General features: G+C 42.5%; 23 protein-coding genes and 1 tRNA gene. 12 read left to right on the forward strand and 12 right to left on the reverse strand.

What is annotated here, in order from left to right; all coding sequences use genetic code 11:
* The 4 genes from E1160_RS08245 to E1160_RS08260 form a co-directional block, all read right to left on the reverse strand.
* A partial coding sequence (locus tag E1160_RS08245) for a hypothetical protein (protein WP_155154671.1) occupies positions 1-482 on the reverse strand: 482 nt, incomplete at its 3' end.
* A gap of 151 nt (positions 483-633) precedes the next feature.
* Positions 634-2,580 carry an acetate--CoA ligase gene (gene acs / locus E1160_RS08250; protein ID WP_155154672.1) on the reverse strand — a complete coding sequence of 649 codons (1,947 nt, stop codon included), beginning with the start codon at positions 2,578-2,580 and terminating at the stop codon, positions 634-636.
* 225 nt (positions 2,581-2,805) lie between these two features.
* Positions 2,806-3,243 (reverse strand): acyl-CoA thioesterase, encoded by a 438-nt coding sequence (locus E1160_RS08255; RefSeq protein WP_155154673.1) that lies wholly within the window; start codon positions 3,241-3,243, stop codon positions 2,806-2,808.
* A gap of 122 nt (positions 3,244-3,365) precedes the next feature.
* Positions 3,366-5,126 (reverse strand): methyl-accepting chemotaxis protein, encoded by a 1,761-nt coding sequence (locus tag E1160_RS08260; RefSeq protein ID WP_155154674.1) that lies wholly within the window; start codon positions 5,124-5,126, stop codon positions 3,366-3,368.
* A 385-nt stretch (positions 5,127-5,511) separates the two neighbouring features.
* Between E1160_RS08260 and E1160_RS08265 the strand changes: the two genes are divergently transcribed.
* The 5 genes from E1160_RS08265 (at position 5,512) to E1160_RS08285 (ending at position 11,789) form a co-directional block, all read left to right on the forward strand.
* On the forward strand, positions 5,512-6,459 hold the full coding sequence (locus E1160_RS08265) for an acetyl-CoA carboxylase carboxyltransferase subunit alpha (protein WP_155154675.1): 948 nt from the start codon (positions 5,512-5,514) through the stop codon (positions 6,457-6,459).
* 21 nt (positions 6,460-6,480) lie between these two features.
* Positions 6,481-7,647 carry a cell division protein ZapE gene (zapE, locus tag E1160_RS08270; RefSeq protein ID WP_155154676.1) on the forward strand — a complete coding sequence of 389 codons (1,167 nt, stop codon included), beginning with the start codon at positions 6,481-6,483 and terminating at the stop codon, positions 7,645-7,647.
* Positions 7,648-7,752: 105 nt separating this feature from the next.
* Positions 7,753-7,839, forward strand: a tRNA-Leu gene (locus E1160_RS08275).
* A 279-nt stretch (positions 7,840-8,118) separates the two neighbouring features.
* A complete protein-coding gene (locus tag E1160_RS08280) occupies positions 8,119-10,683 on the forward strand; it encodes a PAS domain S-box protein (protein ID WP_218048786.1) in 2,565 nt (854 codons plus the stop codon).
* A 251-nt stretch (positions 10,684-10,934) separates the two neighbouring features.
* Positions 10,935-11,789: an AraC family transcriptional regulator gene (locus E1160_RS08285; protein WP_155154678.1), complete on the forward strand. Its 855-nt coding sequence runs from the start codon at positions 10,935-10,937 to the stop codon at positions 11,787-11,789.
* 108 nt (positions 11,790-11,897) lie between these two features.
* On the opposite strand, the gene E1160_RS08290 is transcribed toward E1160_RS08285, so the two are convergent.
* Positions 11,898-12,269, reverse strand: coding sequence for a nuclear transport factor 2 family protein (locus E1160_RS08290; RefSeq protein ID WP_155154679.1), 372 nt, complete (start codon positions 12,267-12,269; stop codon positions 11,898-11,900).
* Between the two features lie 169 nt (positions 12,270-12,438).
* Between E1160_RS08290 and E1160_RS08295 the strand changes: the two genes are divergently transcribed.
* On the forward strand, positions 12,439-12,957 hold the full coding sequence (locus E1160_RS08295) for a PAS domain-containing protein (RefSeq protein WP_218048787.1): 519 nt from the start codon (positions 12,439-12,441) through the stop codon (positions 12,955-12,957).
* Here E1160_RS08295 and xerD read toward each other — a convergent pair.
* Genes xerD through E1160_RS17120 form a run of 3 tightly spaced genes read right to left on the reverse strand, consistent with a single transcriptional unit; the run spans position 12,954 to position 15,963 of the window.
* Positions 12,954-13,853 (reverse strand): site-specific tyrosine recombinase XerD, encoded by a 900-nt coding sequence (gene xerD / locus E1160_RS08300; RefSeq protein ID WP_155154681.1) that lies wholly within the window; start codon positions 13,851-13,853, stop codon positions 12,954-12,956. The genes E1160_RS08295 and xerD overlap by 4 nt on opposite strands.
* 15 nt (positions 13,854-13,868) lie before the next feature.
* A complete protein-coding gene (locus tag E1160_RS08305; RefSeq protein WP_155154682.1) occupies positions 13,869-15,770 on the reverse strand; it encodes a hypothetical protein in 1,902 nt (633 codons plus the stop codon).
* A 52-nt stretch (positions 15,771-15,822) separates the two neighbouring features.
* Positions 15,823-15,963 carry a hypothetical protein gene (locus tag E1160_RS17120; RefSeq protein WP_218048788.1) on the reverse strand — a complete coding sequence of 47 codons (141 nt, stop codon included), beginning with the start codon at positions 15,961-15,963 and terminating at the stop codon, positions 15,823-15,825.
* Positions 15,964-16,238: 275 nt separating this feature from the next.
* Here E1160_RS17120 and E1160_RS08310 point away from each other — a divergent pair, with 275 nt between their 5' ends.
* The 4 genes from E1160_RS08310 to E1160_RS08325 are packed head-to-tail and all read left to right on the forward strand — an operon-like array spanning position 16,239 to position 19,973.
* Positions 16,239-16,850, forward strand: coding sequence for a shikimate kinase (locus E1160_RS08310; protein WP_155154683.1), 612 nt, complete (start codon positions 16,239-16,241; stop codon positions 16,848-16,850).
* A 35-nt stretch (positions 16,851-16,885) separates the two neighbouring features.
* Positions 16,886-18,028, forward strand: coding sequence for a 3-dehydroquinate synthase (aroB, locus tag E1160_RS08315; protein ID WP_407923890.1), 1,143 nt, complete (start codon positions 16,886-16,888; stop codon positions 18,026-18,028).
* 25 nt (positions 18,029-18,053) lie between these two features.
* The gene (locus tag E1160_RS08320) at positions 18,054-19,355 is read left to right on the forward strand and encodes an HlyC/CorC family transporter (protein ID WP_155154684.1); all 1,302 of its coding nucleotides are present in this window, start codon (positions 18,054-18,056) and stop codon (positions 19,353-19,355) included.
* 3 nt (positions 19,356-19,358) lie between these two features.
* Complete coding sequence (locus tag E1160_RS08325) at positions 19,359-19,973, forward strand: DUF2889 domain-containing protein (protein ID WP_155154685.1); 615 nt, start codon at positions 19,359-19,361, stop codon at positions 19,971-19,973.
* On the opposite strand, the gene E1160_RS08330 is transcribed toward E1160_RS08325, so the two are convergent.
* Positions 19,970-20,557, reverse strand: coding sequence for a uracil-DNA glycosylase family protein (locus E1160_RS08330; RefSeq protein ID WP_155154686.1), 588 nt, complete (start codon positions 20,555-20,557; stop codon positions 19,970-19,972). The two genes, E1160_RS08325 and E1160_RS08330, sit on opposite strands and share 4 nt — an antisense overlap.
* A gap of 2 nt (positions 20,558-20,559) precedes the next feature.
* A complete protein-coding gene (locus E1160_RS08335; protein ID WP_155154687.1) occupies positions 20,560-21,288 on the reverse strand; it encodes an NAD-dependent deacylase in 729 nt (242 codons plus the stop codon).
* A gap of 120 nt (positions 21,289-21,408) precedes the next feature.
* On the opposite strand from E1160_RS08335, the gene E1160_RS08340 reads away from it, so the two are divergent.
* Both E1160_RS08340 and E1160_RS08345 read left to right on the forward strand, forming a co-directional pair.
* A complete protein-coding gene (locus E1160_RS08340; protein WP_218048789.1) occupies positions 21,409-21,906 on the forward strand; it encodes a low molecular weight protein-tyrosine-phosphatase in 498 nt (165 codons plus the stop codon).
* A complete protein-coding gene (locus tag E1160_RS08345; RefSeq protein ID WP_155154688.1) occupies positions 21,903-22,769 on the forward strand; it encodes a fructosamine kinase family protein in 867 nt (288 codons plus the stop codon). The genes E1160_RS08340 and E1160_RS08345 overlap by 4 nt, the downstream gene beginning before the upstream one ends.
* Before the next feature lie 51 nt (positions 22,770-22,820).
* Here the strand turns inward: E1160_RS08345 and E1160_RS08350 are convergent, their stop codons facing one another.
* Positions 22,821-25,010 (reverse strand): malate synthase G, encoded by a 2,190-nt coding sequence (locus E1160_RS08350; protein WP_155154689.1) that lies wholly within the window; start codon positions 25,008-25,010, stop codon positions 22,821-22,823.
* A gap of 227 nt (positions 25,011-25,237) precedes the next feature.
* Positions 25,238-26,530 (reverse strand): EAL domain-containing protein, encoded by a 1,293-nt coding sequence (locus tag E1160_RS08355; protein ID WP_155154690.1) that lies wholly within the window; start codon positions 26,528-26,530, stop codon positions 25,238-25,240.
* Between the last annotated feature and the right edge of the window lie 24 nt (positions 26,531-26,554).

Below are 26,554 nucleotides of genomic sequence, written 5' to 3' on the forward strand. Positions count from 1 at the left end.
TTTGTGATCAATACACAAAAGACATAAACATCCATAAAGAGAGATACATTGTAGAAGCCATATCTATTCAAATCAAACGCATAAAAGGTTAGTTGACCAAAATCAACAAGACGATGATCGTCAATATAATCTGATACGCTTTTACTAAGTCCTACAAGCTCCAAAAGAAAAACAATAACTAAAGCTAAGCAGAATATATAAATATTCCATTTAACTAGTTTGAGCAGAGTTGGATAACAGGTTTGATATACCACTTCTGCCTGCTTGGAGGCTTCGGCTTCTTTTAGTGATGAACTACCAAACTTTGCACCAAAAGCTGCAGCTGAGAAAAAGAGTGAAACCAAAGAATATGCCAAAGAATTAAAAAAGCTAATTCCAAGAATGATAGATAATATAAATATTGCTATCCCGAGAAATACCGCAGAAACATAAAATTTTTCTTCTGCTGTAAAATTAGAATTCTTAATGTCCATTTGACCCAATACTTGTTCTTATAACCAACATATTCATTATTTTATAATGTAATAAAATTTTTCTTCTACAACTTTATCATTGTGAAACCATATCCAATTTGATCATAAAAAAGCCCTGAGAAAACTCTCAGGGCTTTTTTAATTTTACGGCTAAACCGGATTAGCGGTTTTGGCGGTTTTCGATCAATTCATCTACAACGGATGGGTCGGCGAGGGTGGAGGTATCCCCTAAGCTGCCATAATCGTTTTCACCAATCTTGCGCAGGATACGGCGCATGATTTTACCGGAACGTGTCTTTGGCAGACCCGGTGCCCATTGTAACCAATCTGGTGAGGCGATCGGGCCGATTTCATGACGCACCCATTTCACCAATTCTGCTTTTAACTCATCAGATGGTTCTTCACCCGCATTCAAGGTGACATAGGCATAAATGCCTTGGCCTTTGATTTCATGCGGGGCGCCAACAACAGCGGCCTCAGATACTTTTGGATGGGCCACAAGGGCGGATTCAACTTCCGCTGTGCCCATACGATGACCGGAAACATTGATCACGTCATCTACGCGACCAGTGATCCAGTAATAGCCATCTTCATCACGACGACAGCCATCGCCAGAGAAATACAAACCTTTATAGGTGGAGAAATAGGTTTGATAGAAACGGTCATGGTCTTTATAGACCGTGCGCATCTGGCCCGGCCAGCTGTCAGACAGGCATAGATTACCTTCTGTTGCACCGTCTAGTTCCTTACCATCATTATCCACCAATAATGGTTTCACCCCAAAGAATGGGCGGGTTGCTGATCCCGGTTTTAAATCTGTCGCACCCGGTAATGGGGAAATCAGGATACCACCTGTTTCGGTTTGCCACCAAGTATCCACAATCGGGCAACGACCATCACCGACAACATCATAATACCATTGCCATGCTTCTGGATTGATCGGTTCCCCAACTGAGCCCAATAGACGCAAGGAAGAACGGCTTGTTTTCTTAACTGGTTCATCCCCATCACGCATCAAAGCACGGATCGCAGTTGGGGCCGTATAGAATGTATTCACTTGATGTTTGTCACAGACTTGCCAGAAGCGAGAATTATCCGGATAGCTTGGCACACCTTCAAACATCAAGGTTGTCGCACCATTGGCCAATGGTCCATATACAATATAGCTATGACCTGTGACCCAGCCCACATCGGCTGTACACCAATAGATATCGCCTTCTTGATAATCAAAGATATATTCATGGGTCATGGAGGCATAAACAAGATAGCCACCTGTTGTATGCAACACACCTTTTGGGGTACCTGTGGAGCCGGATGTATAAAGGATGAAAAGCGGATCTTCCGCTGACATTTCTTCTGGTGGGCAATCGCTTGATGCTTCTGCCATGGCTTCATGATACCAGACATCACGATCCGGGAACCATTCAAAACTGCCCCCACCTGTACGTTTCACAACGATGCAGGTATCACATTCTGCATCATGGTGATGCATTGCCGCATCCGCATTGGCTTTTAATGGCACGCCTTTGCCACCGCGAAGACCTTCATCGGCGGTAATAATGCATTTTGATTCACAATTGGTGATACGTGTGGCCAAAGCTTCTGGTGAGAAACCACCAAATACGATGGAATGAACCGCACCAATGCGGGTACAAGCTAACATTGCCACAGCGGCTTCCGGGATCATCGGCATATAAATGGTCACCCGATCCCCTTTTTTCACCCCGCGAGATTTTAGAACATTTGCAAATTTACAAACTTCTTCATGCAATTCGCGATAGGTGATTTTCTTGTCCACCGTGGGATCGTCGCCCTCCCAAATAATAGCGGTCTGATCACCACGGCTTTCAAGATGACGATCCAGGCAATTGGCAGAAACGTTCAAGGTACCATCATAGAACCATTTGATATGCAAATCTTCTTGATTATATGACACGCTTTTGACTTGGGTATATGGCTTGATCCAGTCAACACGTTTACCATGTTCACCCCAGAAGCCTTCCGGATCATCGATAGAATGTTGATACATTTCCATATATTTGGCGTTATCAACTTTCGCCTTTTCAGCCCATTCTGTCGGAACCGGGAAAACATTATTGTCAGCCATTGTCATACCTCATTACCTGTTTCGTCACGCCCTGTATGAAATCAGGGCCGTCTTTTTAATTGCGCATATAATGGCACAATGATTTTCAGTTACAAGGCCATTTCCGCAATTTTGTAAACTCTTTTACAGAAAAAATATTATTCTTGTTAATTTGTTAGGTTTATCGATAAGCCATAATTATTTATTATATAATTCAGATAGTTATTATTCTATTTACGCTTATTTTCATTCTGTTGAAATTAAATGTCTCGCCAAGAAATCTTTTGTCTTTTTACTTAAGGGATGTGATTTGCGCGTTTCGTTATTCATCTGCACGATCACAGTTTGTGACGTGGCAACACATTGATCATTTTGATAGACCCCTTGGAACATACCAATTGAACTATTTCCAATCTTGGTAATGCCTGTGCCGATATTCACTTTTCCGGGCCAGTTAACCTCGCTTAATAAATTCAGCGAGATATTCGCAATCACAAAAGACGCGCCTTCATCTGTTAAAGGCTTGCTTGGGTCCAGCAAAAATTCCACCCGCCCCGTTTCAAGAAAGGTACTGAAAACAGCATTATTCACATGCCCTTGGCGGTCTGTATCTGCGTAACGTAATTTATCATAGGTCTGGAAAGGAAAATCATCCAATACCAGTTCTTTGGTCGGCTTTGCCATTTGTTATCCCTGTTTAACTATATGGTTTATTTGCCGGAAAGCTTATCCATGATTTGAACATAAGAAAACCCATATCCGCGTTAGACACAGATATGGGTTCTTATAGACTAAATTCTTAGAGTTTATCCCTTGCGGATTTCCTGTAAGAAACTGTTCATATCAAGCTGTAGGCGATCTGCAAGTTCGGACAGATCCTGAGTAGAACTGGACATTTCAGCCGCAGTCGCCCCGGTTGTTTGTGCCGTGCCTTTCAAGCTTTCAATGGTTTGCGATACTTCAATTGTGCCACTGGATGCCAATTGCACATTTTCGGCGATCTCACGGGTTGCGTGACCCTGTTGATCAATGGAATTCGCCATATCTTCGGTAATCATAGAGATATCTTCAATCACCTTACCGATAGATTGGATCGCATCTACTGCCTGATTGGTGGTCGATTGAATTTCATCAACATGCTGACCAATTTCATCTGTCGCATTTGCCGTTTGATTGGCCAGACTTTTTACTTCATTGGCAACCACCGCAAAACCTTTGCCCATTTCACCCGCACGGGCGGCTTCGATGGTTGCGTTTAAGGCAAGCAAGTTTGTTTGAGCGGCAATATCCTGAATAAGTCCAACCACATCCGCAATTTTTTCTGCCGCGGCAGATAAACCACTTACGGTGCTATCAGTATGGCGCGCCTGTGATACCGCATCCGCCGCAATCTGTGTGGACCGACCGGCTTGACGACGAATATCTTCAACGGAGGCTGCTAGTTCTTCTGCCGCTGCAGCTACCGTTGCCACATTATCAGACGCTGCACTGGCGGCACTTGCCGCTTGTACGGTTTGATTTTCCGCCGAACGTGCCGCATCACTTTGCTGAGTGGCATTATCGTTAATGGCACGGGAAGACACACCTAAAGAACTTAATACTTTCCCAACAGATGTTTCCAGATTATTGGCCAATTCAATTTGGGTATGACGGCGGTCTTCTTCCATACGGGCTGCTTGTGCCTGTTGTTCCTCACGTAACTTTTCATTATCCAGCATATTTTCTTTAAAATGATGGAAAGCAGCAGCCACACTGCCAATTTCGTCACGGGATTTCACAGTTACATCCGCATTCAAATCGCCAGAGGCTAATTGCTCCATTGCTTCGGACACACGCCCCAACGGTTTTGCAATACCATTTCGGGCCACGAGCAAACTCAATGTTACGCCAGCGACGATTGAAATCACGCCAAGCACCAATAGGATTTGAAAGGAATTGGCCTGTTCACTGGAAGCTGCACTCACCGCATCATTAGCAATATTGTCAATTTTACCAAGAAGGCTATCAACCCTATCAGCGATTTGTGCCTCTAGCTTTGCCAATTCCCCTTCTTTCTCTATCACTGCCAAGAAAGACCCATCAATCATCAACGCGTAAAGTCGCGCAGCCAATTCATCATATTCTGTTTGATAAAGAAGAACTTGATCTAAATCACCGTTGATTTCGGTCAACAGATCTTGCAATACCGGATCCGTATTCTTCGAAATAACCAATTCAACGCGTGATTTCGCCTCGGCCACATATTCTGAAATTAAGACGGATTGCGCATCAAAGATTGCACGTTTCTTTTCGTAAATGCTAAGTGCCTCATCATCATATGATAATTCTTCCCCGACACGCATCACGCCTTCAAACTGGCGACCTTTTTCTAAGTTCGCCTTGGTAACTTCACGCACGGAGGAAGCAATTGGCATCACATCATCTGCCAGTTTTTCCACCAACAAACCAATACTGCTAATACTATTAAGTGCGACCAGCCCCAACACAACCAGCAATGCCAGGTTCAACCCGACAACACCGTAGATTTTGGATGCAACACCAAAACCTTTCCCTGTTTTATTAGACATTTTTAAACCTTCTTAGCCTCAAGTCTTGTTGATCTTCTATATTTTATCCTGAGATCATTTCCGGCTTCTTGTCGGTATTTTTCCAACATTTTTTAATTAATTGACACCATATTATGGTGGTTTAACAATTGTCACGCATAAAATAAAATTAAACATTTGTTTCAATATTCAACAATTATGTTTTTATAAAAAATTCCCCCCCTCTTGAAATTGGCTTAAAAGTCCCATTTTAAATACGGTTCTATCTTTTCTTTAAGGATGAGCTATGTTAGTTCAGCCAAGGTTTTATAGGATTTTGTCTATTCGCTTTAACTGAAAGCGAAATTCAGATAAAAAACAAAAGAATGATTTCATAAGAGCCAGTATCTTGGCGGAATGGGTACCTATGCGGAATTTTTTGGACTTTGAACAACCAATTGCGGATTTGGAAGGTAAAATTGAGGAATTACGTCACCTCGTTGATGATGGTGAAGTAAATATCGCTGATGAAGTGGGCAAATTGCAAACCAAAGCAAATAAATTACTCACATCCACCTATGCTAAACTTTCCCCTTGGCAAAAAGTTCAAGTCGCACGCCATCAAGACCGCCCGCATTGCATTGATTATGTAAATGCCTTGATCGAAGATTTTACCCCATTGGCAGGGGATCGTAATTTTGGCGAAGACCACGCCATAATTGGTGGCATGGGTCGATTTCGGGGTCAAAGCTGTGTTGTTCTAGGCCATGAAAAAGGTAATGATACTGAATCCCGAGTAAAACGTAACTTTGGTATGGCGCGTCCAGAAGGCTATCGTAAAGCCATTCGCTTGATGGAACTGGCAGAACGGTTTGACCTGCCTGTAATTACATTTGTGGATACACCTGGTGCTTATCCGGGTGTTGGTGCCGAAGAACGTGGTCAAGCCGAAGCCATCGCACGCTCTATTGAAAAATGCTTACAAATTAAAGTTCCATTGATTTCTACCATCATCGGTGAAGGTGGCTCTGGTGGCGCGATAGCAATCGCAGCCGCAGATACCGTGATGATGCTGGAACATTCCGTTTATTCCGTGATTTCCCCAGAAGGCTGTGCGTCTATCTTATGGCGTAGCGCCGATGAAGCAAAAACAGCTGCGGAAACTTTACGCCTAACCGCACAAGACTTAAAAGAGTTGAAAGTCATCGACACCATTGTGACAGAACCCGTTGGCGGCGCCCATCGTGATCCTGCTGGTGCCATTCAATCCGTCGCACAGGAAATTGAAAACCATCTGAAAGATCATATGGCTCTTGATGGGGGTACTTTACGTTCCAAACGTCGTGAGAAATTCTTGGCTATGGGTCGCCCATAATTCAAAGGTAATCAGTGATCTATGTCCGACGGCCCGCTTCATATTTATCGCGAAAAGAAGGCTGACGGGCATATTCGCCCTGACGGTATACAGGCCTTGGCCGTTGAAAAACTGCAAAGTCTGCATAATGCTTTAAAAGGTTATGAACCGGATACGGGTTCCAAAGGCTGGAAAGACCGCTTCGGCCTTGGGCGACGCAAAGTCGAACCACCGCTAGGCCTATATATGTATGGCGGTGTTGGGCGCGGTAAATCCATGATCATGGACTTGTTTTATGAGACCGCCCCAGTTGAAAAGAAGCGTCGCGTCCATTTCCATGAATTTATGATCGAAATTCAGGAAGCCATCCAAATCTGGCGCAAAGAACAAACCAATCGCGCCACCAAAGAGACAGACCCGCTTCCACGTATTGCTCAAGATATTGCTGCCGACACATGGCTGTTATGTTTTGATGAATTTCATGTCACAGATATAACTAATGCGATGATTTTGGGGCGCCTCTTTTCATCTTTGTTTGAACTGGGCGTGGTGGTGGTTGCCACCTCTAACTGGGCACCTAACGATCTTTATAAAGATGGTCTTCAAAGAGAGAGTTTTTTACCTTTTATCGATCTCTTAAAAGAAAAACTGGATATCCTGCATCTGGATAGTCCGACAGACTATCGTTTAATCCATTTGGACCGTATGCGTACATATCACGCACCGCTTGGACCCTCAACTTCTGAAGAATTAGACAAGATTTTTGGTCTCCTCACCGAAGGGGCAAGAATTGAAGCTGAAACCCTGACGGTAAAGGGACGCAATCTCGGATTCGACACCACAGCACGCGGTGTCTTAAAAACTGATTTTGAACGTCTTTGCGCACAACCTCTAGGGGCCGAAGATTATATCCGTATTGCAGAACGGTTTCATACAATCGTAATGGATGAAGTACCAACCTTGTCATCCAATAAAAGCAATGAAGCCAAACGTTTTATGATGTTTGTAGATGCGCTGTATGAACATAGCTGTAATTTAATTATGGGCGCCGATGGCGAAGCCACCCAGCTTTATCCGGAAGGTAAACATGCTTTTGAATTTGAACGCACCGTTTCACGCTTGATTGAAATGCAATCCAAGGAATATCTATCTTCCCCCCATAAAGTGCTTTCCGATGAAGGCGGTATTGATCAGCTTTTAGATCAATAAGTAACCGAATTTACATCGAGATCTATTTTTTTCATATTTCAGTCATAAAAGCTGTTGACCGACCCGACAGAAACCTATAGATAACGCCTCAACGCAATGTTTCGTGCCCCTGTGGCGGAACTGGTAGACGCGCTGGATTCAAAATCCAGTTTCCTTACGGAAGTGCGAGTTCGATTCTCGCTGGGGGCACCACTCTTCTTTAAAGAGATTGATCAGCACCTTTAAGGTGCTTTTTTTGTATCTGATTTTAGGATAGATGTGCATTCCTTCATTCTAGGCGTCGTTCACTGGCAAATACGATCCTTACCAATAGTTTAAAGCCTTACTTAAGAACATTCTAAAATATTGATGAATATCAATGTATTTTTTGATATTCTTCCTCATATAAGGGTTAGAATAAGTGTAGGAAATTGGTCTTGGCAAATAAAACCCAAGATTTTCCTTACTAATCTGCTAACAAAGGATCGAAGAATGAGTTTAGGTAAAACACGCACCATATGTGATTTTTTCATTCATAAGTTGCATGGTCTCGCCTTCCTGACAGTTACCTTCATCATGCTATTTTCAAATCTATCTGCTAAGGCAGAAGTCGACTTTAATTCTTTCTTCGCATCACATAACGCCGTGATGATCTTAATCGAACCTAAAAGCGGTGAGATTGTAAAAGCCAATCAAGCAGCATCAGACTTTTATGGTCACCCGCTTGATACACTTGAAAATATGAAAATCTCTGAGATCAATATGCTAACGCCAAAGCAGGTAGCAGAAGAAATTCAACTTGCCAAAACCGAAAGCCGAAACTTCTTTATTTTCAGACATATGATCGCAGACGGTACCGTAAAAACAGTAGAGGTATATTCCAAACCATTAGAGTATCAGGGAAAAACAGTTTTATTTTCCGTAATCCATGATGTTTCTGACAAGAAAACCATCGAAGAAAGCTTGGCACATTATCAAAACCGCCTGGAAAATATGATAGATGAACAATCCACTGAAATTGATCATCAATATATGACCATTATCGTTCTACTGACTGGAGCCGGAGTTATTGCAGTTGCTTTCATATATATATTGATGAAATCACTTCATACTCAAAAAAACATTACAGCTGGTTTAGAAGAAGCTGAGAAAATCGCTGCTCTAGGGAATTGGTCCTATGACGTATCCACCGGATTAATGACTTGGTCCAATGGACTTTGGGAAATTTTTGGTCGCGAAAAAATTGAACCTTTAACTTATGAGATATTCACTCAATGGATCACACCAGAATATCGAACCTATCATGACGAAGTCATGGGCAGAATGCTGCGTCTAAAGCGGAATGAGAAACTCGAAAACTTTCAATATGATATCGTCTTGCCCAGTGGGGAAATAAAAACTGTGGAGGTTCAGTTACAAGTCGAATTCACAGAAACCGGTCAACAAAAGACCTTGTTTGGAACTGTCCAAGATATCACCGAAAAAATCCGTATCAGTCGACAGCTCATGGCAAGTGAGCAACGATTTAAAGATTTTTCATCCGCCTCATCGGACTGGTTCTGGGAAATGGATCAAGATTTAAGGTTTTCCTTCTTCTCAGGAAAATTGGAAGAACGTTCGGGCCTATTACGGGAAGACCTTCTTGGAAAAACAAGAAAAGAAATTGGTATCTCCGATGTTGATGATGAAAAAATGAAAGAACATTTCGATACACTTGATCAACATAAAGAATTCAAAGATTTCGTTTATTCCAACATAACAAAAGATGAAACTTTCTGGCTATCCATCAGTGGTCTCCCTGTTTTCGACAATCAAGGAAAGTTTAAAGGGTATCGTGGCACTGGTAAAAACATTACCACGCAAATTGAAAATGCTAATGAATTGGAAGAGGCTAAGAAAAAAGCAGACAATGCCAATCACGCTAAATCCGAATTCCTTGCCTCTATGAGCCATGAGTTACGCACCCCAATGACCACTGTGATCGGATTTGCCGATCTCATTTTACAAGATAAAACCACGCCAAGCATAAAAGAAAACGCTGAACGTATTCAAGTTGCGGCGAAGTCTCTTTTAGGGATTGTGAATGATATTTTGGATATGTCCAAGCTGGAAGCGGGGAAATTGGAAATCGAGCATATTGATTTCGATCTGAAAGATTTATTAGATGAAATCCTGCATATGTTCAACAATGATAGCCACACCAAGAAAGCCTTAAGCTGGGATCTACAAATTGGGGAAAATGTCCCTCAATTTATCAATAGTGATCCAACCCGCATCCGACAGATTTTAATCAATCTTGTGGGCAATGCGCATAAATTCACACAAGAAGGCAAGATTTCTATCTCTTGTACAATATTTGAGAATAACCAATTGGAATTCAAAGTGGTTGATACTGGTATCGGTATGAATGATGATGTTACTCAACATATCTTCGAAGAATTCACACAGGCAGATGCGTCCATCTCTCGGAAATATGCCGGTACGGGACTAGGCCTTACGATTTGTAAAAGATTGGTGAAATTGCTGGGTGGCAAAATAGATGTAGAAAGCGAGCTTGGGGCTGGGTCTACTTTCTGGTTTAAAATCCCCTTCTCTGCTGCCAAAACAAATAGGGTTAAAACGCTTTCAAAAAACGCGGCATCGGAAATAGAAAGTAAGAGAGCACTGAATATTTTGGTGGCCGAAGATGTACAGGTGAATCAAATCCTGATCAAAGCATTGCTAGAGAAATACGGCCATAATGTCACCACGGTTGATAACGGTCTGGAAGCTGTCACAGCACATAAAAATTCAAATTTCGATGTTATTTTAATGGATATTCGAATGCCGGAAATGGATGGTATAGAGGCCACTCAAGAAATTAGAAATATGACATCACCACATGCGCAAATCCCAATCATCGCAGCCACTGCTGATGCCACAACAGAACATGTGGAAGATTATCTCAATTGCGGTATGAATGGATTTATCAGTAAACCTTATGATATCAATAATATCCTCACCACCCTCAACCAAGTGATGGACGAAGAAATCCACGCCTTGGCAAATTCAGCTTAATCATTCTAGATTTCTGACACGCATAGGGTAGAAAATCCTTAAAAATACAAATATTGGATACTCTGTGAGCAACAACATAGCGTATTTATGATAAGCTCTTCCCTGTTATCTAAATTTGAAGAATATGTGAAGCTACGATAACACTCTCTCACTTTTCCGCATTTTGCGCAGGCCAACGCAACCTATATGATATCTTTTAAACATAGCAATTTTGATCAAGAGATGTTTTGAGGGATGCTTATAGTGGCCTTATGACTGATGCTTACAAAAACAGAATGAATAGGGTTTGCGATTATATCGCAACGCATTTGGATGAAGATCTGAGCGTTGAGAAACTGGCTTGTATTGCCAATTTTTCTCGTTTTCATTTTCACCGACAATTTCAAGCCTATGTGGGTTTGAATGTATCGGCCTATGTGAAACTGGCACGTTTAAAACGAGCCTCTTATCATCTTGTTTATAAAAAAGAGCGGAAAGTCATTGATATTGCGTTTGATGCCGGTTTTGAAACACCGGAATCCTTTTCCCGGGCCTTTAAGAAAACTTTCAATCAAACACCGACGGCATTTCGTAAAGATCCAGACTGGCTCTATTGGCATGCGCAATATGATTTTAACATACCGACAGAGGAAAAACTCATGGATATCAAAATCATTGACTTTGAAGCCACTAAAATTGCGGCCCTTGAACATCATGGCGCCCCAGCGCTTGTGAATAAAACCGTCGATAAATTCATCGAATGGCGTATGGGCAACAATTTGTCCCCTTATGAAACACATCGCACTTTTGGCATTATCTATAATGATCCAAATAATGTTGAACCGGATGATTTCCGTTTCGATGTCTGCGGAGAAGTAGAACAGGATATTCCTGACAATAGCCAAGGCATTGTGAGCAAAAACATCCCTGCGGGAAAATGTGCGGTTGCCCGCAATGTGGGACCCCATCGCAATATGGATAAAGTCGTCTATCAAATGTATGGCGAATGGTTACCGGAAAGCGGTGAGAAAACCCGGGATTTCCCGCTCTTTGTTGAATATAAAAATTCTTGTGCAGAAGTAGATGAAAGCGAATTAATTACGGATATTTATATCCCGCTTGCCTAAGCCTATTTACAAATAGAAGTCTATCAGAGAAAGCTAGGTGATCTAGCTTTCGCTCATCTGCTTTTAAGAACCTACAAATTTTAAATATCATGTAAATCTATTATAATTTTACATTTCCACATATGTTTTGTTGATAATTTTCCAGTCACTCTCAATCTTCAACAAATGAAAGTGATTTACATAATTATGCCCAAGTAAATTATCTTCAATTACGCTGGCGCTCGCTGCTTTTCCGGTAATATGAATATAGCCTATTTCTGCATGATAGGCTTCGCCACTATCCTTTGATGATTTATTCGCTTGCAACTCTTCATAGAAAGGGGCTGTGGTTCCGACTTCTAGCTGATCCCCCATAAATCCCGACATACTTGCTTCTGGATAAAAGATAGAACGTAACAATGATAAATCAGCCGCATAACTACCTTCCATATAGTTATGCAACAGCTTGCGGATTGCCGCAAATTCCCTTGGTGCCGGCATTTATTCTTCCCAACTTTTTAACAGCCAATAAATTAGAAAATATTAATGTACAATAGCTCAATTTTCCAAAATCCTAAAATAAATTAATTTAGGTTAAATTTTACAAAAAACATCTATGCAAAGTAGAAAATCTTGTCTATTCTCTGCCGCAATGAATTGGGGGATTCAGATGATTATTAGAAAGTATCCGGAGGGGTCGGAGAAACTTGAGGATGGGCTGATCATCAAGGACGATTCCTTTCTAGACGAATGCGATTGGCGTCTAAAAAAATTTTATGACTTATGGATGGAAAAGCATGATAGCTATGCTTTGCCGTCAAAAAAGGATTTTGATCCTGTCGAAATGTGCGATCTGTTACCGTATATTATTATGGTAGATATCCATACAGAGACGGAAGATTTCCGCTATCGACTTGTTGGCACCAATGAAGTCCAGTTTCGTGGTATGGACCCAACGGGGCAACTTGTACGTGACACATGTGCGGCTGCGAATCCTGAAAAGGCCATAAAAATCTATGACTATGTCATGAATAAAAAGAGAGCACTTTATAATGTTTGCTCTTTTAGAATCGGTCATCGTCGTAAATTTTTTGATCAAACACTCTTCTTACCCACCGCCTCAAATGGCATCGATGTAGATGTTGTGATGGCTATCAGTGTTCAAGTTGAAGACAAGAATAGAGATTAAGTATCTTGTTTTGAAAGCGGATGAACAGCTTGAACTAATTTCATAAGCTGTTCATCTTGAATATGAGTGTAAATCTGGGTTGTGGATATATCCGCATGTCCTAATAATTGCTGAACAACCCGTAAATCCGCACCACGATTTAACAAATGACTGGCAAAAGCATGTCGCAACACATGCGGACTAACTTTTTTTGGTTCTAACCCGGCGTTAACCGCCAGCTTCTTTAACAGCTGCCCCACCCGCTGTCGTGTCAGGTGACCTTCCTTACTATTGGAGGGAAAAAGATAAAAGCTGTCATCAACACCTTTTGGAAAAAACCAACCTCTTAAAGTTTTATAGGCAGCTAAAGCATCTCGTGCGGGGACAGAAAGAGGCACCAAACGCTCCTTTTGTCCTTTACCCATAACCAACATATGGTCTTGATCACGCAAAACCGCTGAATAGGGTAAACTCACCAACTCACTCACCCGTAAACCTGATGCATACAGCAATTCTAACAAGCATGCGAGGCGGATATTTTCCGGCTCTTTTTCCTGATGTGCCATTAACAATAATGCATCTACCTCGTCCTCACTCAGCATTTTTGGCAAAGGGCGCTGCAATTTTGGACTTTCAAGCTTTCCACTTGGATCATCTTCCGCCAGACCTTCGTCATAAAGGAACCGATAATATTGACGCATGGCAGATAAACGCCGGGAAACCGTACTGGCTTTCACACCTTCTTTTTCAAGGGCAACCAAATATTGTCGCAGCTGGTGAGTATCAGCCTTTTCAAGACCAGAACTTAAAAATCCGTTTATATCCAATAAATCACGACGATAGGCTTCTATCGTATTTGCGGCCGCACCACGTTCTGCCATCAACATTTCCAGAAAATTTTCCAGATAGCGTGCCATCGCTAAACGAGGCCCTTAAAGGCCATTCTCCAATGCGGCTTCAACGGCTAATAGTCTCGCTTCCTGTTCCAAACCAATCTGATTTAAGGCTTCAATTGCGCTCACAACCGAAGCAGATGATACACGTGGTAAATCTGTTTCCCCTAACATGGAGATCACACGCCCAACTGTTTCTGCCACACGATTTTGATTTGCAGCGAACTTTACCAAACGCATAGTCGCCGGATTTGGTGTCAACGCTAATAGATTAGCATCACGCATTGCCATCTCTTCCCATGCTAGTATTGAAACGGGTTGGCGGTCCAAAACTTCGATCAAAGAATAAGCCATATCCAAACGACGTAAAATTTCTACTTCGGATTCATCTGCAACTGTGGATTCCACATAAGAGATCCAGCCTCGACGCCCTTCTTCTTCATTGATCATTGTCATTTGATCAGAAGATGCGATACGTGACATAGCCCATAACTCATTTAATTCCTGCGCCGCATCCGCATTGCGAATAGCTTGATCCATAAGTTGGTCAATCCATACCTTGGCTGGTTTACTGCGTCCCACCGCATAAAGAGATCGTGCCGCTTCATCCGCAAAATGCCACAAATCAGCACGAATTGGCATTTGACCAATCAACCCCTCAAAAGCAGCAAGCGTTATGCCATAAGTCCCGCCTTTACGCGCAAAATCCAGCGCTTTTTCAATAATGACGGCCCGCGTTTCTTCCGTAGGTTCTGCAGCTGCTGCTTGATATAATAAAGCGCGGGTATAAGCAGAGTAATTAGCTTCTGCCGTAGAAAGCGGCGCTTTTATTTCTTCAGGTTTAAAGCTTTGCGCCATATAAAGCTCTGCAAGTTTTGGCCCCTCAATAACCCCTAGTTTCATCCCTTCTTCTGCGGCTTGCATACGTAATTGAATATCCGTTTTCGGATTATTTACCAAAGCATGTAAGATGTTCACGTTGATATCAGATGTAAGTATACTGTCAGGCAAGGGTAAATCGGCCGCAGTGAACATAGCTAGATGCAGAGGTGTTAATGTCGAAACGGTTGGAATTTCAGAATTTAGTCCTAAAATTTTATCTGCCAATGCGTAGAATAATGGATCATCATCGCCATAATCCTGCAAAATTGTAATGCCAAAATTGGCACCATCAACATTGCCTTCCAAGAGATGACAGAAAGTTAAATTCTTTTGCCAGTAAGGTTCCCCTAGTTTCCCAGTTTGACTATGAACTAAGTCACAAGATTGCGTGAAATTACTTTCAAGCAAAGAAATTTCCAACAGCTGTTCGGCAAAGGCCTGAAATTGATCATTCTCCAAACCAGCCGCCAAAATTAATTCTTTAGCTTCTTTGCCAAACCCCAGTGCAATCAAACGACCCACACGCATTTTCAAAACATCTATACCATCTGCAAGGATGATTTCATTATCACCTTCAAGACTTGGTGTTTCCGCCGAAGTAAGCAAAAGTTTTTTGGCTAGCAACTGTAATGTTTTAGACCCAATACGATCTGGAAGAGATGTAAAGATCGCTTTCATTTGCGCGCGGTTTGATCCCGCCCACATATTCACGCCAAGCCCACCTGTGGCTTTGGTATCAAATAAACCCGCAGTCGCAGGATCAATGACAGCCAGACTTTCTTCTGAAACGATACCCGGTATTGCCGAGCCACCTTCATTTGCCGGAACAGAAGTAATTGCAGGAACCTGATTATCTTCATTAACCTGAGTTGGTTCTAGTTCTTCATCAGACGGAAACAGGCTGATCGGATCTTCTTCCTCAAGCGGTTTAACTTCCAATACTTCCTCATCAGAAGTAATCACAGATGTGGTTGATTGGGACCAAGCCAAACTTGGCATAACGAATGCCGAAATCAGCAGAGCAATTTTAAATTTCTTATTCAAAGAAAGGGATTTCATAAATTTATAGCCCTTCTAGCTATGGAGGAACCCTTCTAGCTCATCTAAAAGCTTAGCGAGGGAACTGGTCATCATCCAGTGTTTTTTCAACATCACGTGTTGGGGCCGGTATATCCCAGCTCGCCAAAAATACGCCACCGCCAATAATCACAACGGCCAACAGCGCCACGAAAAATGTTAATAGCTTGCCCATATTTTCCTTATCCTTTTGTCCTAAAAATCTACGTTCAGGATATATAAATCAGATTGTGTCCATACCTTAACTGCTTCGCATTTCCGCAACAAGCCCGTCTTAGACTGCTTTTGATCTAAACTCACAAATTATTTTCATAGGAAATTAAGCCGATCAATGGCATTTTTCTTTACCCTATGGCTCGACTGTGGCAATTCTGCGGCAAGCGAAATTTTATTTGCTTTAATTAAAGCAGAAAGATCAGGCTAAAACCTGATAAATGTAAAATGAATGATATGGATAAAAATGTTGCTTTTGGAATAGAAGATGATGACCATAGCAGCGACCAGATTGTAAATTACGACCCGGTCAATACCAAAGGCTTGACCCTAACCCAACCCGTTGTTCTGATTGGTATGATGGGCGCAGGTAAATCCGCTATAGGACGAATGATCGCCCAGGAATTAGATCTTCCCTTTATGGATGCAGATCATGAAATAGAAAAAGCCGCCGCCCTAACCATTCCAGAAATTTTTGAAAAATACGGCGAGGACCATTTCCGATATGGTGAACGCAAAGTGATTTCTCGTTTATTACGTAGCCAAATTCATATTCTAGCCACAGGCGGTGGGGCATTTATGAATGAAGAAACCCGCCAAACAATCGCAAAAAATGCGATTTCGATATGGTTCAAAGCCGATTTCGATATTTTATGGGAACGAGTGTCACGGAAAAGTCATCGACCCTTGCTACATACAGCCGATCCACAAGGCACCTTGAAAAAACTGATTGAAGACCGATATCCAGTCTATGAAGAAGCTGATATTATTGTAGATTGTGATGATGTTTCCAAAGAAGACATGCGTGATCGTGTTATTGAAGCTTTACGACATTACCTTACTCAATAAACCACAATTTTGAAAAATATAAGGACTTAATCACTGTGACCCTTGCCTCTGCCTCTCATGAACGTATCAATGTTGCTTTGGGTGACCGATCTTATGATATTGTGATCGGAACCGATGTGTTGGCGCGCGCGGGGGAATTAATGAAGCCCGTTTTAAAGTTACCAAAGGTTATCATTGTTACCGATGATAATGTTGCACCTTTACATCTGGAAGCTTTGCAAAAATCTTTGGACCAAGCAGATATTGCACATGAAGCGATTATTATGCCTGCAGGTGAAAGCACAAAGAGCTTTGAAAATCTAAGCAATTTGATGAATGACATTCTGGGTCGTGGTCTTGAACGCAAAAGCTGTCTTGTTGCTCTAGGCGGTGGTGTTATCGGGGATTTAACCGGATTTGCCGCGGCAATCGCCATGCGTGGCATCGAATTTGTGCAAATTCCAACCACTTTACTTGCTCAAGTGGATAGTTCTGTTGGTGGTAAAACCGGCATTAATGTGCCTGCTGGCAAGAATCTTGTGGGGGCTTTCCATCAGCCGAAAATGGTTCTGGCTGACATGACCGTATTGGACAGCTTGCCAAAGCGCGATTTATTAGCCGGATATGCCGAAGTCGTAAAATATGGTGCCTTAGGGGACGAGCCTTTCTTCACATGGCTTGAAAGTCATGGTCAGGACCTAATTGATGGTGCCATGTCCGCACGTATCGAAGCCGTGAAACGGTCCTGCCTTGCCAAAGCAAATATCGTGGCACAAGACGAAAAAGAAGGTGGCGTTCGTGCCTTGTTGAATTTAGGCCATACCTTTGGACATGCCCTTGAATCCGCCGTTGGATATGGCGGACGTTTGGTTCATGGCGAGGCCGTTGCAATCGGCATGGTGATGGCATTTGATCTATCTGTTGCGATGGGTTTGTGCCCGTCAGATGATGCGGCACGATTGCGTCGTCATCTAGCCGCCGTTGGCCTGCCAACGGATCCAACACATATTCCCGGCATGACTTGGAATACCGAAGATCTGATCGCCCGTATGGCAACAGATAAGAAAGTTGCCGATGGAAACTTAACCTTTATTTTGGCACGCAGCATGGGCGACAGCTTTATCACTCAAGATGTAAAAGTTGAACAACTTGCACTAACTGTGTCAGAATCTATTGGCGAGACCCTTTTGGGTGACTAAATAGACCATAAACTAGGTTTAAATCATGGACGAAAGCTGGACACCGCTTCTTATTTCAGGCGGCATTGTATTTTTCTTACTTCTTATTTCAGGCTTCTTTTCAGGCTCTGAAACTGCGCTGACGGCATCTTCACGCCCACGCATGCATCAACTTGCCAAAAATGGTGATAAGCGTGCGAAGACCGTTATTGGCTTGCAAGAAAGAAAAGATCGCATGATTGGTGCGATCCTACTTGGCAACAATCTTGTTAATATTTTGGCTTCTGCTTTGACCACATCACTCTTCCTTTCCTTATTTGGGGAAGCGGGTGTCGCTTATGCTACATTAGTTATGACAGCTTTGGTTTTGATTTTTGCTGAAGTATTGCCAAAAACATGGGCTTTAACCAAACCAGATTCCATGGCCTTGATGGTGGCACCTATTATGAATGTGCTGACCACTTTATTTGCACCTATTACCGCCACGGTTCACTTGATCGTGCGTGCAACCCTTCACCTATTTGGTTTAAAACTGGCTGATGAAGCCAATGAAGAACATAAAGAAGAAGAATTGCGCGGTGCTATTGAACTTCATGAAGGATCTGAACCAGAGGTTAAACAAGAACAAAAAATGTTGCGCTCCATTCTCGATCTGGATGACGTGGATATTTCAGACATCATTACCCATCGGTCAAATGTTGTGATGTTGGATTTATCCGATCCTACTTTGGTAAATGTTGACAAAGTACTGGATAGTACTTTTACACGTATTCCACTATTTGAGAATGATCCAGATAATATCGTTGGTGTTTTGCATGCAAAACCTTTATTGCGGGCCGTACGCGCACACCAAAATTCCCTTGAAAGCATTGACCTGAAAGAGCTTTCATCCGACCCATGGTATGTACCTGAAACCACAACATTGTTGGATCAATTGGAGGCTTTCCGGGAACGCAAGGAACATTTTGCTGTTGTTGTCGATGAATATGGCAGCTTTATGGGGATCATCACCCTTGAAGATATTCTGGAAGAAATCGTTGGTGAAATCGACGATGAACAAGATGTCACTGTTAAAGGTGTGAACATGTTATCCGATGGCCGATATTGGATTGATGGCACTGTTACGTTACGTGATTTAAACCGCGAATTTGAATGGGGCTTGCCTGATGATGATGCAGCAACAGTTGCCGGATTGATTCTCTATGAATCCCGCACGATCCCCGTTGTTGGACAAACCTTCCAATTTTTCGGTTTTCGTTTTGAGATCACAGAACGCGAAGGTAATCGAATTAAATCCTTGATCCTGACCCCACCGGTTGAAGAAGAAGCCGAAGAAGAAAAGGATTGATCCATGCCTTTGCCAGAACCGAAAGTGAAACGTCATCATATTCATACGCGTAAGGTAACGGTAAATGCCTATATCCGCGAAGATGGCCTGTGGGATATCGAAGGCCATATGAGTGATGAAAAATCCTATGATTTCAGCACTATGCATCGTGGCGAGATTAAGACAGGCGAACATCTTCACGGTATGTATTTACGCTTAACCGTAGATGATAAATTGAACATCCATGATGCAGAGGCCAAAACAGATTTTGGCCCCTATAATATTTGTGCGGCGAATAACGACGCCTATAAAAAATTGATCGGTGAACAAATAAAGCCGGGCTTCACCGGGATCACGCGCCAACTTTTCAAAGGTATCAAAGGCTGCACCCATATGACAGAACTGTTAGGCCCTATTGCCACAACAGCCTTTCAATCTGTCTTTGCCTCCAGCCGAAAGGCAAAAGAAATCATTGGACAACCGTTGCCGGAGATCGATCCGGATGCCCCCGTGAAGCGCCCACCGCATCTCAATACATGTCATGCTTTGGACATTAAAGGGCCCGTTGTCGAAGAACTTTATACGCCCTTCTACAAACCTGAAGGTGAAGAAGACGATAATCCGGGCATTAAGCTTTAATTCAAAAACGCTTTGGTTTTCTGGCGTAGAAAAGGTAACACTTCCTCATCAAACCACGGGTTCTTTTTCAACCATCCTGTTGTACGCCAGCTAGGGTGGGGTAACGGCAAAAAGCCTCTATCAAGATAATCTTCATAATGACGGATCGTTTCCGTCATAGTTTTTTGCATTTCTTTTCCCAGATAGTATTTCTGTGCGTAAGACCCGACCAATAAAGTTAATCCAATATTGGGAAGCTGCGCCTTCAGACGTTCATGCCATTGAGGGGCGCATTCAAGGCGTGGAGGCTTATCACCACCTTTTGGAATTTTGCCGGGATAACAAAACCCCATGGGCATAATCGCGATGTTTTCTTCATTATAAAACTGATCTTTATCCAACTGTAACCATTCACGTAACCGATCGCCACTTGGATCATTCCATGGAATACCGGTGGCGTGGACTTTGGTGCCTGGTGCTTGCCCAATAATCATCAAGCGCGCCTTTGCATTTGCCACGACAACAGGTCGCGCACCTAAATTCAATTCTGGCTCACAAATCTTACAGGCAGAAATTTCTAAAAACAGATCAGATAGTTTTTCCAATACTATTCACCGACTGTTCGCAAAAGCTGTTCTACAAGTTTAGGAACAGTTTGTGTGGCTGGACCGTAAAGCGCATCATCAAACAAGCTATGCCCCTCGGAAGGTTCCATATTGATTTCCAGACTTTCCGCATGACCAAATTGCTTTACCGTCGCAACGAAACCAGCCGCTGGATACACATTGCCAGAAGTACCGATGGAAATAAACAAGCCACAACGCGACAAGGCGTCGCCAATTACATCAAGCATAAAAGGTTCTTCGCCAAACCAAACCACATGCGGGCGCATCCCATTATCTTGTCCGCATTTAGGGCAAAGTGTTTCGACAATAATCGGGGCTTCCCAAGCCAAAACAGCATCACAATGGCTGCATCGCGCTTTCAATAATTCCCCATGCATATGGATCAGATTTCGGCTGCCGGCACGTTCATGAAGATTATCGATATTTTGTGTCACCACAAGTACGTCATTTGGCCATTTTTCTTCTAATTTCGCCAAAGCTTCATGGGCCGCATTTGGTTTTATGGCGGGATCAAGTATCCCATCACGGCGATCATTATAAAATCTATGAACCTGATCCGGATCACGTTCAAAGGCTTCTGGCGTGGCGACATCTTCGATATTCACTTGTGCCCAGATACCATCCGCATCCCGGAAGGTAGATAAACCGGATTCTTTTGAAATGCCGGCTCCTGTTAAAATAACAATCGGATATTTTGATTTTTCGGACATGTGCTACCCCTTATGCTCTGAATCTTGCCAGAATTTTATTGTTTCCGAATTAGCGACAAGGTAATTTGACTTGGTTTTGGCAAAAATATCAAGAAATTATAGATTTATTAGGAAATTCATATGAAATCCATGAAGGTTCTATTTGTTTGCACTGGAAATATCTGTCGCTCCCCGACCGCAGAAGGTATTTTTCGCCAACAAGTGTTGGATGCAGGTCTTTCTGATAAAATCTTGACGGATGGCTGCGGCATTCAAGGTTGGCATGTGGGGAGCCCACCAGATAGTCGCAGCGTAGAAGCCGCTATGCGACGTGGTTATAATCTGGCTGACTTGCGCGCACGCAAATTGAAAATATCCGATTATGATGAATTTGATCTACTTCTTGCGATGGATCATGGACATTTTGATAGTTTGCAGGATTATGCCCCTTCAGGCAAAGCAAACAAAATCCGGATGTTTCTGGAACCTGTTCAAGAGCAGTTCAATCAGATCGAAGTCCCTGATCCCTATTATGGTGGTGCCGATGGATTTGAATTGGTCTTAGACATGGTCGAAGCCGCAAGTGCTGCTTGGTTGGGAAAGATTAAAAACGCAACTTCAGAAGATCGTTTCGAATGAAGAACGAAAATATCGCTATTATCGAAGCCTATTGTGAACAAAAAATTGTTCAAACAACCTACATTCTTGGCAATGAAGGATGTGAAGTCTGGAAAGTGCAATTCGATAATGGTATGGAAGCAGCTGTAAAAACCGCTTTTGAAGGTCATAATCTGGAAATTGAAGCGGGTATGATCCTGTATTTAAAGGAAAATACGCAACTTCCAGTACCAGAAATCATCTATAATCGGTCGGACTTATTGGTTATGGAATGGATCGAAAGCGATGCTAGTAAAAATATTCATAGCGATGAACATGCAGCTGAACTTTTGGCAGCTCTACATGAAATTAAAGCCCCACAACATGGCTTTGCAGAAGATACATTGATCGGCACCTTGCACCAACCAAACCCTTGGAACTTAAACTGGATCGAATTTTTCCGAGATCACCGCCTGCGCTATATGGCTCAAGTTGCATATGACCACGGACATCTGAGCAGTGAAATTTTGCATAAGGTAGATAAGTTAGCAGAGAAGTTGCCTTCACTTATTGCACCGCCAAGCCATCCAAGCTTGCTACATGGAGATATATGGGGTGGAAATATCATTTATCGTGATCATAAAGTAGCAGCCTTTATCGACCCCGCCATTTACTTTGGACATCGGGAAATTGAGATCGCTTTTACCTTGATGTTTGATACATTTAACATGCGCTTTTACGAAGTCTATAACGATCACTTTATCCTAGATCGCGCCTTTTTTGATACTAGGGTGCCTATCTATAATTTATATTCTTTACTGGTTCACTGTCGATTATTTGGCGGATCTTACATTGAAGAAACCAATATGGTCCTCAATCGGTTTGTGGCCAATAATAAAACCTAAAAGGCCCGCTCAACGGAGCAGGCCTTAAAGTCACTATCCTAATAATTGCCTTTAAGCCGCGAATTTGGCTTTCGCTTCAATACGACGCGCATGCAAGACAGGCTCTGTATAACCGCTTGGCTGTGCCACACCTTTAAAGGTCAAATCACAAGCAGCTTGGAAGGCCACACTATTGTCAAAATCAGCTGCCATAGGGCGATAGTCTGGATCACCAGCATTTTGCCCATCCACAACTTTTGCCATACGTTTTAAGACTTCCATCACCTGATCTTCATTACAAATCCCATGATGTAGCCAATTGGCAATATGCTGAGACGAAATACGCAATGTGGCACGGTCTTCCATTAATCCCACATTGTTAATATCTGGCACTTTGGAACAACCAACGCCTTGTTCTACCCAGCGTACAACATATCCCAACATACCTTGTGCATTATTTTCCAATTCACGTGTAATTTCTTCGTCAGAAAGATTGCGACCTTTCAATAATGGTACAGATAGAATGTCATCAATATTAGCGCGGCCTCTATTCAAAATTTCTGCCTGACGACCAAAAACATCAACTTCATGATAATGAATTGCATGTAAGGTTGCAGCGGTTGGGGAAGGCACCCATGCACAATTGGCGCCCGCCATCGGCTGTCCGATTTTCGCATCCATCATAGCCTTCATGCTGTCTGGTTCTGCCCACATACCTTTACCAATTTGAGCTTTCCCTGTGAAACCAACTTCAAGACCAATATCCACATTCCAGTTCTCATAAGCTGCAATCCAAGCTTCGCCCTTAATATCCGCCTTTGGCAAGAATGGTCCTGCTTCCATACTTGTGTGAATTTCATCACCTGTACGATCCAAAAAACCTGTATTGATAAACACAATACGATCTTTCACCTGACGGATACATTCTTTTAGATTAACCGTTGTGCGACGTTCTTCATCCATCACACCAATTTTCATTGTGTTTCGTGCCAAGCTCAGCGCATCTTCCACATGACAGAATAGTTCTTCGGCAAAAGCAACTTCTTCTGGGCCATGCATCTTAGGCTTCACAATATAGATGCTGCCTTTACGGCTGTTATTCAGTTTGGCATTGCCATTGAAGTTATGAATGGCACAAAGCGTTGTAATAAAGGCATCCATCATGCCTTCAGGTACTTCATTGCCATCCTTGTCCAGGATCGCAGGGTTGGTCATCAAATGTCCAACATTACGCACCAATAGCAGGCTACGACCATGAATACTTAAATCAGACCCATCAACAGACGTAAAAGAACGATCATCTGCCAAGACACGGGTCATTTCCTTACCGTTCTTGGAGAAGGTTTCTTGCAAGTCACCCTTCATCAATCCAAGCCAATTGCGATATGCGACGACTTTATCTTCGCCATCAACCGCCGCAACAGAATCTTCGCAATCCATAATTGCGCTCATGGCAGATTCCATCACCACATCTTTCACACCCGCTGCAGAGGATTTACCAATTGGGTGATCACGATCAATCTGTATTTCCAAATGAAGATTATTATCTTTAAGTAGGATGGATGTCGGCGCATTTGCGGCCCCTGTATAACCCACACATTTTTCTGCATCCTTCAATCCAGATTCAGATCCATCTTTCAAGGTAACTGAAAGAGTTAAAGAACCGCCATTATCAACAAGATTATAAGAGGTAACATCCCCATGTTGACCGGATGTCAATGGTGCTGCCTTATCCAAGACAGCAGCCGCATATGCAATCACCGCATCTCCACGTTTTGGATTATAAGAACCACCTTTAACGGTCTCACCTGAATCTGCAATCACATCCGTGCCATATAGCGCATCATATAAACTGCCCCAACGCGCATTTGCCGCATTTAACGCAAAACGCGCATTCATAATTGGCACCACCAATTGTGGCCCTGCAATTGTGGCGATTTCCTCATCCACGTTTTCAGTGGTGATTTTAAAATCATCACCTTCAGGCACTAAATAGCCGATTTCAGTTAAGAAATCTTTATAAGCTGCCATATCAATATCGTTACCTTTTTGGTCACGATAGTAATCATCCATCTTCGTTTGAATATCGCCACGCTTCGCCAATAAGGCTTTGTTTTTAGGCGCAAGTTCATTCAATGTTGCTTCGAATTTTGCCCAAAAATCATCTACATCCACGCCAGTGCCCGGGATAATTTTATCAGCTACCAAACCATAAAGGCCCGCATCAATTTGCAGGCTGCCTTTTTGAACACGATTAGTCATGTTTCACCTCAATAATAATGCTAACGCTGACCGCAGTTAAGTTTTCTCCCCACGATGAAAACCTCCAGCGCAAAAACTTCGACTTTTTGTCGTTTTATATTGAGAATAGAATGTCACTTTTGCGACATAAATAAAAGTTCAATCCCCAAGTTGGGTATTATAAAGACTTTATAAAAATATGTGAAAATAGGTACTGGAAATTTTGAAAGTCATTTGAAGCACCAGTTCTAGGCATATGCCTCAATAAATTCTAAAGCACTCATAGGACGCCCGAAAAAATATCCCTGACCATATTCAACATCAACACGATTGATCAAAATGTCCACCTGTTCCCTTGTTTCCATACCTTCGGCAACAATTTGTAAACCACATGCGTTACCCAGATCACGTATAGCCTTAATCACATTGAGATCCATCTGGCTCTCTGTTTGATCAAGTTTTTGAATAAAAGACTGATCTATCTTCAATACATCCAATGGGATGCGCGCTAATAAACTCAAAGATGAAAAACCAGTTCCAAAATCATCAAGGGCAGTATGCGCCCCTTCTTGCCTCATAGAATTTAATTGATTCATGACCATGGACTTATTGTCCAGCAATAAGGATTCCGTAATTTCAAAATCCAGATTTTGCGCCGTTGTTTCTGATCTATCCAAGGCTTTTTTAACGGTTTGAATCAGGTTTGGTGAATTCACATTCGCCGGAGACAAGTTAATACCTGTCCTAAATTCACCCCCAAACTGTTGTTGCAGAAATTTATTTGATAGGCCTGCACGCTCAATCACCCAAGGTGTGATTGAATGGATAATACCAGTCGCTTCTGCACGCGGAATAAAGACTGAAGGGCAGACATCTCCGAGCTCTGGGCTCTTCCATCTTAATAACGCTTCACAACCGACAACTTTTCCTGTCTGCATATGCACACGGGGTTGATAAACAAGTTTAAATTCACCGTTGGGTATAGCTTTAATTAAGTTTCGATCAATGCGTTGCTTTTCGTTGATATTAAATAAATCATTTTCACTCATCACATTGACTTGCGCTTCTCTTGTTTGCGCAATATCGATAAAGGACCCCCAAATCCGTGTGACATCGCGCAGATCAACATATCCAACAGTACTTGGATACTCGCATACGGTCACTTTTGGCGCTAAATCAAAGGTAAACCCCTCATATGTAATTGGTATATTAAGCTCAAACGCGATCTCATTCGCCAGATGTTTTGTTGCTTCACGGCCCATTCCCGGCAGGCAAATGATCAAACTATCCGTCCCACGGCCTATTAAATGATTTTCAGGTAACTTTGACTTACTTCGGCTCACAATTTCTTTTCTTGCCTGCATGGATGCAAAAGCACCCAATAGTGATCGAATTCTGATGGTTTCGGAAAAATTTACACCTATCAGTCCGACAAGTGTTTTATTCTGTTTCGCTTCTTCGAAAACCAAACTCGCCCGTCGTAACAATGCAGACGGCGTATATATTTGCAGCTCTTCATCAAGTTCATTGTAATCTTCCATCACAACCTCATCCTAAATAGTGCG

Source organism: Curvivirga aplysinae (assembly GCF_009711445.1).
Classification (GTDB): domain Bacteria; phylum Pseudomonadota; class Alphaproteobacteria; order UBA8366; family Aestuariispiraceae; genus Curvivirga; species Curvivirga aplysinae.